Source organism: Dankookia rubra (assembly GCF_004355005.1).
Lineage (GTDB): Bacteria > Pseudomonadota > Alphaproteobacteria > Acetobacterales > Acetobacteraceae > Paracraurococcus > Paracraurococcus ruber_A.
The window spans coordinates 176805-189642 of the sequence record NZ_SMSJ01000005.1 but is presented as its reverse complement, the minus strand read 5'-3'; the positions used below and the strand labels follow the sequence as shown (position 1 = coordinate 189642).

The window sequence follows — 12838 nt, the reverse complement described above, 5'->3', positions numbered from 1 at the left end:
CTGGTCCCCCGGTCATGCCCCACCATCCTGCCGCGGCGGGTCGATCAGGGCGACCGTGCAACGCGCCGCCAAGCGACCGGTGCCGAGCGCGCCGGCGTGGTTTTCGAACAGTGTCTCGCCGGCGGCATCGCAGGGTACCGGCCCGGCCCCGAAGTTGGTGGCGATGGTGAGGGTGCTGCCGTCGCCGAGCCGCCAACGGGCCAGCACGGCCTTCTCGCCGATGACCTCGGCGCCGAGTGCGGCCGCACCGGGCAGATGCGGGACGATGCGGTCGCGGCGAAGCGCCAGCAGCCGGCGATGCAGGGCGAGCACCGCGTCATGCGGCGGGCGCCCGGCCTCAACCGCATCCGGGATCGAGTCGCGGAAGGTGCCTTCCGCATTCGGGTCGGGGATGCGCTCGCGTTTTGCCGGGTCCTGGAAGGCGGCGAATTTGGCGAACTCCTTCCTTCGTCCCGCAGTGACCAACGGGGCGAGCTCGGCATTGTGGTCGGTGAAGAACAGGAAGGGCGCCGTCGCCGCCCATTCCTCGCCCATGAAGAGCATGGGGATCTGCGGGGAGAGCAGCAGCAGCGCCGTCGCCGCTGCCAGGGCCTCCGGATCGGCAAGGGCCGGCAGGCGCTCGCCGAAGGCGCGGTTGCCGACCTGGTCGTGGTTCTGCAGGAAGAGCACGAAGGCGGTCGGCGGCAGATGGGCCGACGGCTCGCCGCGCGGTGCGCCGAGATGCCCCGAGACCTGGCCCTGGAACAGGAAGCCCTCCGACAAGACCCGCGCCAGCTTGGCCGCGCCGTCCTCGGCGAAGTCCTCGTAGTAGCCCTCGCGCTCGCCGGTCAGCAGCGGGTGCAGGATGTTGTGGCCGTCGTCGTTCCACTGTGCGTCGAAACCGCCGGCGGGCTTCAGGTGGCGGGCGCCGTTGCGCTCGTTCTCCAGCACCAGATGAACGTGGCGGTCCGGGATTTCCCGGCGGATGCGGGCGGCCAGGACGTCCAGCCAATCCGTCTCGGCAATGGCGTGCACGGCATCGAAGCGCAGCCCGTCGAAACGGTACTCGTTGAGCCAGAACAGCGCGTTGTCCTCGAAGAAGTCGCGCACCGGCGGCTTCTTGAAGTCGATCGCGGCGCCCCAGGGGGTGTGGATGCCCTCGTCGAAGAAGGGCTTGGCATAGGCGTGCAGATAGGCGCCGTCGGGCCCGAAATGGTTGTAGACGACGTCTAGGAAGACCATCAGCCCCAGGCCGTGCGCGGCATCGACCAGCGCCTTCAGCGCCTCCGGCGTGCCGAGCGTGGTGTCCGGCGCATAGGGCAGCACCCCGTCGTAGCCCCAATTGCGCGCGCCGGGGAAATCGTTGATCGGCATCAGCTCGATTGCGGTGATGCCGAGATCCTTCAGCCGCGGCAGTGCCGCCTGCACGCCGGCGAAGCCGCCCATCGTGCCGGCATGGAGCTCGTAGAGCACCACCTCGTGCCAGGGCCGGCCACGCCAGCCCGCCTGCTGCCAGGCATAGGCGCGGGGATCGACCACCACCGATGCGTCGTGCACGTCGCCCGCCTGCAGGCGGGAGGCCGGGTCCGGAACCGCGAGGTCGGGCGAGACGCGGAAGCGGTACTGCGCGCCGGCGCCTACCGGCGCCACCACCTCATGCCAGCCCCCTTCCTGCGCGTTCATCGCCTGCGGGGCGTGCTGCGCCACTTCCAGCGTCACCTGCGCCGCGTCCGGCGCCCAGATGCGGAAATGGGTGCGCGGCAGCTCCGCCAGCGGCTCCAGCAGCGTCGCGCCCCAGCGGGTCGCCTGCGCGAAGCCGGTCATGCCAGCCGCGCCGCGAGCAGCACGGCGCCGCGCGGCGCGACCGGCACGGCTTCATCCAGCACCGGGCGGTCGGCGGCATCCGGGTGCCCGCTATCGAGCATCAGCCGCCAGTCCAGCGTCGGTTGCGGCAGCGCGAAGGCATGGCCGGCCGCATCGGCATTCAGCAGCAGCAGCGTGACGTCGACGCCGCCCGCTTCGGCCGCGGCGGCACGGCGCAGCGCCAGGGTGCGCGCCTCGGGATCGTTCCAGGCCTCGGGGGTCATCGGTTTTCCATGCTGATCGAACCAGGAGATGTCGTTCAGGCCGGGCCGAAGTTCCGTCGCGCCGTGCAGGAAGGTGGCGGGTCGCAGCGGCGGCAGCCGTTGCCGCAACGCCACGAGCCGTGCGGTGAAGCGGCGCAATGCCTCGGCCTCCGGCGTTGCCGCCAGGGCCCAGTCGATCCAGCTCGTTTCGTTGTCCTGGTTGTAGGCGTTGTTGTTGCCGCCTTGGGTCCGCAGCATCTCGTCGCCGGCCAGCAGCATCGGCGTCCCGGCCGAGGCGAAGACGGTGACCAGCATGGCCCGCAGCACGGCCAGGCGGGTGGCGCGGATCGTGGCGTCGCCGGTTTCACCCTCCACGCCCCAGTTGCGGCTGTAGTTGTCGTTGTGGCCGTCGCGGTTGTCCTCGCCATTCGCGTGGTTGTGCTTCTCCTCGTAGCTGACCGTGTCGCGCAGGGTGTAGCCGTCATGCGAGGCAACGAAGTTCACGCCGGCCCAGGGCCGCCGCCGGCGGCGGTCGAACAGCTCGGCCGAGCCGGTCAGCCGCGCCGCCAACTCCGCCCGGATGCCGCCATCGCCGCGCCAGAAGCGGCGGGTGCCGTCGCGGAAGCGGTCGTTCCACTCGGCGAAGCCCGGCGGGTGGTTGCCGAGCTGGTAGCCACCCGGACCGATGTCCCAGGGTTCCGAGATCAGCTTGACCCGCGACAGCATCGGGTCCTGGCGGACCGCGTCGAAGAAGCCGCTGCCGGGGTCGAAGCCGTGGCCCTCGCGGCCAAGGATGGTGCCGAGGTCGAAGCGGAAGCCGTCGATCCGGTATTCGGTGACCCAGTAGCGCAGGCTGTCCATCACCATCTGCAGCACGCGCGGATGCGACAGGTTCACCGTGTTGCCGGTGCCGGTGTCGTTGATGCAGTGCCGTTCGTCGCCCGGGACGAGGCGGTAGTAGGAAGCATTGTCGAGCCCGCGCCAGGACAGCGTCGGGCCGAGCTCGCTGCCCTCGGCGGTGTGGTTGTAGACCACGTCCATCAGGACCTCGATGCCGGCACCGTGCAACCGGCGCACCGCCACCTTCAGCTCGTTCCGCATCCAGGATTCGACGAGGTAGCGGGGTTCGGGCGCGAAGAAGGACAGGGTCGAATAGCCCCAGTAGTTCTTCAGACCCCTTGCTACCAGGAAGCGGTCCTGCAGGAAGGCCTGGATCGGCAGCAGCTCGATCGCGGTGACGCCGAGGGATTGCAGGTGCTCAATCACCTGGGGCTCGGCCAGGGCACGGAAGGTGCCGCGCTCGCGCGGGGCGATGTCCTCGCGCCGCATGGTCAGGCCGCGCACATGCGCCTCGTAGATCACCGTGCGGTCCCAGGGCGTGCCGGGATTTCGGTCGTCGCCCCAGGCGAAGCTGTCATCCACCACCACGCCTTTCGGCATGGCCGGCGCGCTGTCGCGGCGGTCGAAGGACAGGTCCGTCCGGCCGCCGCCGGGACGGTAGCCGAGCAGCACGTCCGACCAGCGGAGCTCGCCGTGCAGCTGGCGCGCATAGGGGTCGAGCAGCAGCTTGTGCGGATTGAACCGATGGCCGCGCCGTGGCTCGTAGGGACCGTAGGCGCGGTAGCCGTAGAGCTGCCCGGGCCGGGCTTCCGGCAGATAGCCATGCCAGACCTCGTCCGTGCATTCCGGCAGCGACAGCCTCGCCACCTCCCGCCGGCCGGACGGGTCGAACAAGCAGAGGTCGATCCGCTCGGCATTCGCCGAGAAGACCGCGAAATTGACCCCCAGCCCGTCCCAGGTCGCCCCCAGCGGGTCTGGCCTGCCGGGCAGCAGGCGGGTCGGGACGGGCGCCATTCCCCCTACGGCGAGAGTATCAGCGTGGCGAGCGGCGGCAGGAAGACCGAAAGGCTGTCCTCGAAGCCATGGCTCGGCACCGCCTCCGCCTCGATCGCCCCGCCATTGCCGCTGTTGCTGCCGCCATAGGCCGCGCCGTCGCTGTTCAGCACCTCGTGCCACGTACCTGCCTGTGGCACGCCGATGCGGTAGGCGTGGCGCGGCACCGGCGTCAGGTTGACGACCACCAGTGCCGGCGGGTCGCCCGCCGCGCCGAGGCGCAGATAGGCGAAGACGCTCTGCGCGCGGTCGTCGCCGATCACCCAGCGGAAGCCCTCGGGCGAGGCGTCCTGCCGGTGCAGCGCCGGCAGCCGGCGGTAGGCCGCGTTCAGGTCGTGCACCAGGCGCTGGATGCCGCGATGCCGCGGGTCGTCCAGCAGCGGCCAGGCCAGCGCGGCATCGTGGTTCCACTCGGCGGGCTGGGCGATCTCGCCGCCCATGAAGATCAGCTTCTTGCCAGGATGGGTCCACATGAAGCCGAGATAGGCGCGCAGGTTGGCGAATTGCTGCCAGGGGTCGCCCGGCATCTTCCGCAGCAGCGAGCCCTTGCCGTAGACCACCTCGTCATGGCTGAGCGGCAGCACGAAATGCTCGCTCCAGGCATAGACCAACCCGAAGGTCATGCTGTCGTGGTGGTACTTCCGGTTCACCGGGTCCTGCTCGATATAGTGCAGGGTGTCGTGCATCCACCCCATGTTCCACTTGTACTGGAAGCCGAGCCCGCCTTCGTTCGTCGGCTTCGTCACGCCGGGCCAGGCGGTGCTTTCCTCGGCGATCATCACCGCGCCCGGGCAGCGTTCGGCGACGACGGCATTGAGTTCCTGCAGGAAGGCGACGGCTTCGAGGTTCTCCCGCCCGCCATGGCGGTTCGGGATCCACTCTCCGGCCTGCCGCGAATAGTCGCGGTAGAGCATGGAGGCCACCGCATCGACGCGGAGGCCATCGACGTGGAAATGCTCCAGCCAATGGATCGCGCTGGCGAGCAGGAAGCCGCGCACCTCATTGCGGCCGAAGTTGTAGATCGCGGTGTTCCAGTCCTGGTGGAACCCTTCACGCGGGTCGGCATGCTCGTACAGATGCGTGCCGTCGAACTCATACAGACCATGCGCATCGGTCGGGAAATGCGCCGGCACCCAGTCGAGGATCACGCCGATCCCCGCCGCATGGGCACGGTCGACGAAGTGCGCGAAGCCGGAGGTCGCACCGAAACGGGCGGAGGGCGCGAACATCGACAGCGGCTGGTAGCCCCAGGACCCGCCGAAGGGGTGTTCCATGATCGGCAGGAATTGCAGGTGGGTGAAGCCCATGCCCTGGACATAGGGGATCAGCCGGTCGGCCAGCCGGTCCCAGTCGGGCGAGTCGCCGGCGTCGTCGCGCCACCAGGACCCGGCATGCACCTCATAGATCGAGATCGGCGCATCCACCGCCTGGGCGGCGCCGCGCCGCGCCATCCAGGCCTGATCGGTCCAGGCGAAGGGTGCCGGGTCCATGACGCGGGAGGCCGTGGCGGGCGGGTGCTCGGTCGCCTGGGCCAGCGGGTCGGCCTTCAGCGGCAGCACCGCGCCGTCGGCGCCGAGCAGTTCGTACTTGTAGGTCGCGCCGGGTAGCAGGCGCGGGACGAAGAGCTCCCACACCCCGGCCTCGGCACGCAACCGCATCGGGTGGCGGCGGCCGTCCCAGCCGTTGAAGTCGCCGACCACCGAGACGCGACGCGCATTCGGCGCCCAGAGCGCGAAGCGCACGCCGGGCACGCCTTCCACCACCATCGCCTGGGCGCCGAAAACCTTTGCCAGCTCGAAGTGCCGGCCCTCGGCGAACAGGTGCATGTCGAGGGGCCCGAGCAGCAGGCCGAAGCTGTAGGGATCCTCGGTCTCCTGCGGCAGGCCCGGCCATTCGACGCGAAGGCGATAGGGTACGGCGCTTGCGACCTTGCCGGCGAAGATGCCGGCCGGGTGCACCTGTTCCAGCCGGCCGAGCTCCGCCCCGCCATCCCGCGCCAGCACGGTGACGCCGCGCGCGCCGGGCTGGAAGGTGCGCACCTCGCCGGCATGCGGGCCGAGCAGGGAGAACGGGTCGCCGTGGCGGCCTGCGGCCAGCGTGTCGTAAGCCTGGTTCATGCCGTGATCCGCTCCGCCAGGGTCGCCAGGCCGCGGAGCGGGACACCGATCCAGGCCGGGCGATTCGCCGCTTCATAGCGGATTTCATAGGCCGCCTTCTCGATCAGGAAGAGATCGATCAGCGCCGCCTCGGCGCCCGCAGGCACCCAGGGGTTGGCCGCCGCGGTCTCCACCGCCCGATAGGCGTCGAGGAAGGCGCGTTCCGTCTCCTGCTGCCAGCGGACGATCAGGGCGGCGCGGCGTTCGGGCGGCGCGGCGGCGGAGGCGGCCGAGGATTCGGTCGCCGTCGCCACATGAGCCGCATAGTCGAAGCTGCGCAGCAGGCCCGAGACGTCGCGCAGCGGGCTGCCCTTGGCGCGGCGCTCCTCGAGCGGCCGGGCCGGCTCGCCCTCGAAGTCGACAATCACCGCATCGCCCTGCGCGACCAGCACCTGGCCCAGGTGGAAGTCGCCGTGCACCCGGGTCTTCAGCGCGCCGTCGGCGGATTGCGCCAGGCGGTAGGTCGCCTCGCGCAGCGCCTCGGCCCGGGCCAGCAGGCGCTCGGCATGCGGCACCGCGTCCGCGGGAAGCGCGGCGCCGGCGGAGAGCAGCTCCAGCGCCGGCTCGAGCTGCGCCAGCGCGCCGGCGGCCCAGGCGGCGCGGTCGTCCTCGGTCGCCAGTTCGGGCGCGAAGGCCGGCTGGTCAGTCGGCCGGGCGAGCGCCGCATGCAACTCGCCGAGCCGGGTGCCGAGCGCGGTGGCGAAGGAGAGATACCCAGCGAAGGGATCCTCCGGCGGCGTGTCGGTCAGCGCCGCCTCGTCCACCGCGCGGGCCAGCCAATCCGCCGTCCAGCCCCAGCCGTCGCCCTGGTTCCGCACGAAGCCCTGCGCCAGCATCAGCGTGTTGGGCGTGCCGTCGGGCGCGATCCGCACCACCTCGCCCAGCAGCGGCGCGGTATTGGCGAAGCCCTGCTCGGTCAGGTAGCGCGTCACCTCGGCTTCCGGATGGATGCCGGGGTTGATGCGGCGGATGATCTTCAGCACCACCTGCTCCCCGTAGATGAGGGAGGAGTTGGACTGTTCCGCCGAGAGCCGGCGGATCTCCGGCGACTCCGGCAAGGCGATGTCGGCGAGGCGCGAGGTGGCGTGGAAGCGGATCTCGCCATCGTCGCTCGGCAGCACCAGCCCGTCGCGCAGCGCATGCATCACCGCGGGCGGCATGCGGTTGTCGGTGAAGGCATCGGTCAGGTAGCCGACCCGGCGGCCCTGCCGCAGCCGTGCCAGGGCAAGCTGCGCCGCCAGCGGGCCGACGCCCTCGGCATCCTCCACCCCGGCCAGCGGCAGGGCGTAGCGCTCCGTGCGGCCTGGCAGGCGGGCCTCCACCTCGGCCAGCACCACGGCGCCCATGGCCTCAGGCAAGGCGGCGATGGCGGTCAGCCGCACGCCCTCCAGCCTTTCCCCTTTGGCGGCGAACCAGCGGCGCTTCGGCAGGTATTCCGGCAGGACGTTCTGTTCGAGATCGCCGCGCACGGCGGCACCGAGAAGCTCTTTCACATCGGCCTTCAGGACGAGGGTGCGGAGGTCGGGCAGCGGCTCCGGCGCCGGGGCGTGCCAGGGCGGCAGCGCCTTCTCGGTCGCCAGCACGAACCAGTAGAAGCCGTAGGGCGGCAGGGTCAGCAGGTAGGGCAGCTGGCCGATCGGCGGGAAGCTGGTGCCGCCCAGCATCTCCACCGGCACGCGGCCGGCGCAGGCGGAGAGGTCGAGCTCGACCGCCTGGGCGGAGCGCGAGAGGTTGAAGACGCAGAGGATGGTGTCGTCCTCATGCTCCCGCAGATAGGCCAGCACCTTGCGGTTGGCGGGATAGAGCAGGCGCATCGCACCGCGGCCGAAGGCGCGGCTGCGCTTGCGGACCGCCAGCATGCGCCGCATCCAGTTCAGCAGCGAATGCGGGTCGCGCGCCTGCGTCTCCACGTTGACGGCCTGGAAGCCGTACATCGCGTCCTGCAGCGGCGGCAGCACCAGCGCGGCGGGATCAGCCTTGCTGAACCCGCCGTTGCGGTCGGGCGACCACTGCATCGGGGTGCGCACGCCGTCGCGGTCGCGCAGGAAGATGTTGTCGCCCATGCCGATCTCGTCGCCGTAGTAGATCACCGGCGTGCCGGGCATCGACAGCAGCAGCCCGTTCATCAGCTCGATCCGGCGGCGGTCGCGTTCCAGCAGCGGCGCCAGGCGGCGGCGGATGCCGAGGTTGATCCGCGCCCGCTTGTCGGCGGCATAGGTGGACCAGAGATAGTCGCGCTCGCGGTCGGTCACCATCTCCAGCGTGAGTTCGTCGTGGTTGCGCAGGAAGATGGCCCATTGGCAGCCATCCGGGATGTCCGGGGTCTGCCGCAGGATGTCGGTGATCGGGAAGCGGTCCTCCTGCGCGATGCCCATGTACATCCGCGGCATCAGCGGGAAGTGGAAGGCCATGTGGCATTCGTCGCCGGCGCCGAAATACTGCTGGGTGTCCTCCGGCCACTGGTTGGCCTCGGCCAGCAGCAGGCGGCCCTGATAGCCCTGGTCCAGCTTGCTGCGGATCAGCTTCAGGACCTCGTGCGTCTCAGGCAGGTTCTCGTTGTTGGTGCCCTCGCGCTCCCGCAGGTAGGGCACCGCGTCGAGCCGCAGCCCGTCGATTCCGGTGTCGAGCCAGAAGCGCATGACGTTCAGCACTTCCGACAGCACGCGCGGATTCTCGAAGTTCAGGTCCGGCTGGTGGCTGTAGAAGCGGTGCCAGAAATACTGCCCGGCCACCGGGTCGAAGGTCCAATTGGACTTTTCGGTGTCGAGGAAGATGATCCGCGTGTCGGTGTACTTCTGGTCCGTCTCCGACCAGACGTAGTAGTCGCGGTGGGACGACCCGGGGGGAGCGGCGCGGGCCCGCTGGAACCAGGGGTGCTGGTCGCTGGTGTGGTTGATGACCAGCTCGGTGATCACCTTCAGCCCGCGCGCATGCGCTTCTCGCACGAAGCGGCGGACATCCTGCGCTGTGCCGTAGCTGGGGTTCACCCCGCGGTAGTCGGCGATGTCGTAGCCGTCGTCGCGCAGCGGGCTGGGGTAGAAGGGCAGCAGCCAAAGCGTGTCGACGCCCAGTTCGGCAATGTAGTCCAGCTTCTGCAACAGTCCGGCGAAGTCGCCGATGCCGTCGTCGTTGGCGTCGAAGAAGCTCTTCACGTGAAGCTGGTAGACCACCGCATCGCGATACCATTGCGGCTCGCGGGCATCGGTCGCCTTCCGGGCGTGGCGCAGCTTGGCGCTGTCGCCGTTGTCGCGCGCCATCAGATGCCTCCCGCCGGGCGCACGCGCCAGAGCCCGAAGGGCAGCGCCCCAGGGTCGAGCCGCAGCCGCTGCACCTTGCCGGTCCAGGTGAATCGCCGACCCGTCATCAGGTCCTCCGCCTCCAGCGCCGCATGGTCAGGCAAGCCCCATTCCCAGAGCGGCAGTTCGACCGCCGCTTCCTGCACGTTGCGCGGGTCGAGGCTGACGGCGCAGAGAACCACGTTTCCACGGTCCACGGTGGCCTTCCGGTACCAGAGCACCTGGTCGTTGAAGGCATTGTGGAAAGCCACGCCGAGATGCGTCTGCAGGGCGGGGTTGGCACGGCGGATCATGTTCAGGCGGGTGATCTCCTCGACGATGTCGCCGGGACGGCGGTCCGGCCAGACGCGGATCTCGTACTTCTCGGAATCCAGGTATTCCTCGCGGCCCGGCAGCGGCGCCGCCTCGCAGAGTTCGAAGCCCTGGTACATGCCCCAGAGCCCCGACAGCGTGGTCGCCAGCGCGGCGCGGATCAGGTGGCCGGCGCGGCCGCCGGTCTGCAGGAAGGGCGGGTTGATGTCGGGCGTGTTGACGAAGAAATGCGGGCGGAAGAAGTCGCGCGGCGCGGTGTTCGCCAACTCCTCCAGGTATTCCTGGATCTCCGCCTTCTCGTTCCGCCAGGTGAAGTAGGTATAGGACTGGCCGAAGCCGACCTTGGCCAGGCGGTACATCACCTTGGGCCGGGTGAAGGCCTCTGCCAGGAAGATGGCGTCCGGGCATTGGGCGCGGATATCGGCGATCAGCCATTCCCAGAAGGGGAAGGGCTTGGTGTGCGGGTTGTCCACCCGGAACAGCCGCACGCCCTGATCCACCCAGAAGCGCACCACGTCGCGCAGCGTCGTCCACAGCAGGGGTACCGCGCCCTCGTTGTAGAAGTCGACGTTGACGATGTCCTGGTACTTCTTCGGCGGGTTCTCGGCATACTTGATCGTGCCGTCGGGCCGCCATTCGAACCAGTCCGGATGCTGCTTCAGCCAGGGATGGTCCTGGCTGCACTGGACGGCGAAGTCGAGCGCCAACTCCAGCCCTTCCTCCCGCGCCGCGGCGACAAGGCGTCGGAAGTCATCCAGCGTGCCGAGCTGCGGGTGGATGGCGTCGTGCCCGCCATCCTCCGAGCCGATCGCATAGGGGCTGCCGGGATCGTCCGGCCCCGGCGTCAGGGTGTTGTTGCGGCCCTTGCGGAAGGCGCGGCCGATCGGGTGGATCGGCGGGAAGTACAGCACGTCGAAGCCCATGCCGCGGATATGCGGCAGGCGGCGGATGACATCGTCGAACGTACCGTGCCGGCTAGCGTCGCCGCTCTGGCTGCGCGGGAAGAGCTCGTACCAGCTGGCGAAGCCGGCACCGGTGCGTTCGGCCTCCAGCGGCATCTCCGCGCTGCGGGCGCGGAAGGGGCGGTCGTCGGCGGCGGCCATGAAGTCGGCCGTCTCCTTCGACATCAGCAGGGTCAGCCGCTCCGGATCCGCCGCGCCCTGCAGCCGCTCCGCCAGGTCGGACAGCGCGCCGCCGGCCCGCTGCCCGGCCTTGGTGACCAGGATGCGGCCTTCCTCCAGTTCCAGTCCGATCGGGACATTGGCGGCGTGCTTCTTCTCCAGCTCGTAGCGGAAGGTGGCGAAGGCGTCGCGCCAGGTCTCGACCGCGAAGGCGTAGCGGCCCATGCGCTCCAACGGAAAACGCGCCATCCAGCGGTCGTTGCCGAGCGGCGTCATCCGGCACTCGGTCCATTGCGTCTCGTCGGCCGCGCGCCATTGCAGAACGGCGCCCAGCTGGTCGTGGCCGTCGCAGATCAGGTCGCAGGTGACCTCGACCACCTCGCCGACGATCCGCTTCACCGGAAAGCGGCCGTCCTCGACAGCCGGCGAGACGGCCTCGATCCCGATCCGCGGCGAAACCGCGGCGGCGAGCACGTTCTTCTCCGGCGCGGCAGCGGGGACGGCCGTGGCGGACAGGATCGGCCGCGGCGCCTCGGCCTCGAACAGCCGGACCTCGCCGGGATCGAGCTGCACGGTCGCGGTCGGGCCCAGCGGCACGCCCCCGCCTGGCCGATGTTGGGTGGGCGCGACCGGGCGGAACCGGGTGAAGGCGCCGCCGGCGGCCGGCAGCAGGCTGGACAGCGTCACGCTGGCGCCGCCGCGCAGATCCGGGTTGGCAAGGACCAGCGTCGCCGCCCGGGCCTCCCGCGCATCCGGCCCGGCGGCGCGCAGCAGCGCCGCGACCGGGGCGCCGGGGCCCGACAGCGGCCGCAGCTCCGCCCGTGTCAACGACCGCGCGGCGATTGCCGCATTGGCCTCGCGCAGCGCGGCCGAGAGGTCGAAGCCCGCCTGCCGTTCCAGCCAGTCCCAGTCGCCCGGACGGTCGCGCGCCGGGTCCAGCGGGCGGCGGGCACCGTATTCGAAGCCCATCGGCACCAGCAGCCCGGCACCGAGCCCGGCGGCCAGCTGCAGATGCCGCCGCGCCGCCCGCTCCGCCGTCCAGGCATCGGCGTCACGCGCGGCCAGGCGCGGCCCGAAGGGCGCCTCCACCGTCGAGATGATCGGGGCGATGGCGGAGAGCCGCGCCGCCTCCTCGACCAGCCAGGAGCCCTCGACATCCCACCAACCCAGGCTGTCGAAGACCGCGGCGAAGCCGGCCCCGGCCAGGGCGGGAAGTTCGGGCGCCGGGACGCCGGCGGTCCAGGCGAGGAAGCGGGCCTGCGGCAGCGCCGCGGTCAGCCGGCGCCAGATCGCGGCCGGCACCCGGGTCGGCAGGTCGCAGCGGAAGCCGGTGATCCCAGCCGCGGCGAAGCGGCGCAGGCGGTCCTCCCACCAGCCGCCGAGCGCTTCCGCCACCGCCGGGTCCTCCCAGCGGGCGCGGGCGGTGCCGCGCTCCGGCGGTGCCTGGCGGGGATCGGGCGGGCCGGCCTGGGCCTCGGTCTCGAACCAGTCGGGGTGGCTGGCCAGCAGCGCGCCGCCGGCCGCCACGCGGTCCAGCACGATGTCGAGATAAAGCGCCAATCCGGCTGATTTCGCCTTCGACGCGAGCTCGGCCAGCGCCGCCACCGCATCGGCCGGCGCCTCAAGGATCGGATGCGGAGCCTCGGGATCGGAGAGGTGGAAGATGTTGCCGCTCGGCCCCGGCGCGAAGACGGGGGCGATCAGCGCCGCGTCGAAGCCGAGCCCGGCGACCCGGGCGAAGGCCGCGTCCCAGGCAGGCAGCGGGCCGACCAGCAGGGGATGCAGCAGGTAAAGCCGCGGCGCGGGTGCCGCGGGGGCCAGTTCCGGCAGGACGGGTGGCGCCTGCGGCTTGGCCGTGACCGGTTCGGCCATGGCATGCGCCATGGTCTTCGGCTTGCCGCCGCGTCGAGACGCCATCTGTACCCCCGTATCACTGCCCGGCGCGAAACGCCCTGGGGCCGGATCGGCGCCATCACCGCTGCGAGAGCCGTCGCGAAAAGGCGCGCAAGCCTGGG

The 12838-nt window shown here is 70.7% G+C and carries 5 protein-coding genes; all 5 read right to left on the bottom strand.

Annotated features, from left to right (window positions below; translation table 11 throughout):
• Positions 1 to 12 precede the first annotated feature (12 nt).
• From treZ to E2C06_RS06620, 5 genes are read right to left on the bottom strand one after another with little or no spacing between them, the layout of a single operon-like run.
• Positions 13 to 1803 (bottom strand): malto-oligosyltrehalose trehalohydrolase, encoded by a 1791-nt coding sequence (gene treZ / locus E2C06_RS06640; protein WP_133287798.1) that lies wholly within the window; start codon positions 1801 to 1803, stop codon positions 13 to 15.
• Positions 1800 to 3899 (bottom strand): glycogen debranching protein GlgX, encoded by a 2100-nt coding sequence (gene glgX, locus E2C06_RS06635; protein ID WP_133287797.1) that lies wholly within the window; start codon positions 3897 to 3899, stop codon positions 1800 to 1802. Before glgX ends, treZ begins: the two co-directional genes overlap by 4 nt.
• Positions 3900 to 3904: 5 nt before the next feature.
• Positions 3905 to 6055 carry a 1,4-alpha-glucan branching protein GlgB gene (glgB, locus tag E2C06_RS06630; RefSeq protein ID WP_133287796.1) on the bottom strand — a complete coding sequence of 717 codons (2151 nt, stop codon included), beginning with the start codon at positions 6053 to 6055 and terminating at the stop codon, positions 3905 to 3907.
• Positions 6052 to 9351 carry a maltose alpha-D-glucosyltransferase gene (gene treS / locus E2C06_RS06625; RefSeq protein ID WP_133287795.1) on the bottom strand — a complete coding sequence of 1100 codons (3300 nt, stop codon included), beginning with the start codon at positions 9349 to 9351 and terminating at the stop codon, positions 6052 to 6054. The genes glgB and treS overlap by 4 nt, the downstream gene beginning before the upstream one ends.
• The gene (locus E2C06_RS06620) at positions 9351 to 12740 is read right to left on the bottom strand and encodes an alpha-1,4-glucan--maltose-1-phosphate maltosyltransferase (protein ID WP_241671148.1); all 3390 of its coding nucleotides are present in this window, start codon (positions 12738 to 12740) and stop codon (positions 9351 to 9353) included. Before E2C06_RS06620 ends, treS begins: the two co-directional genes overlap by 1 nt.
• Positions 12741 to 12838: the final 98 nt, after the last annotated feature.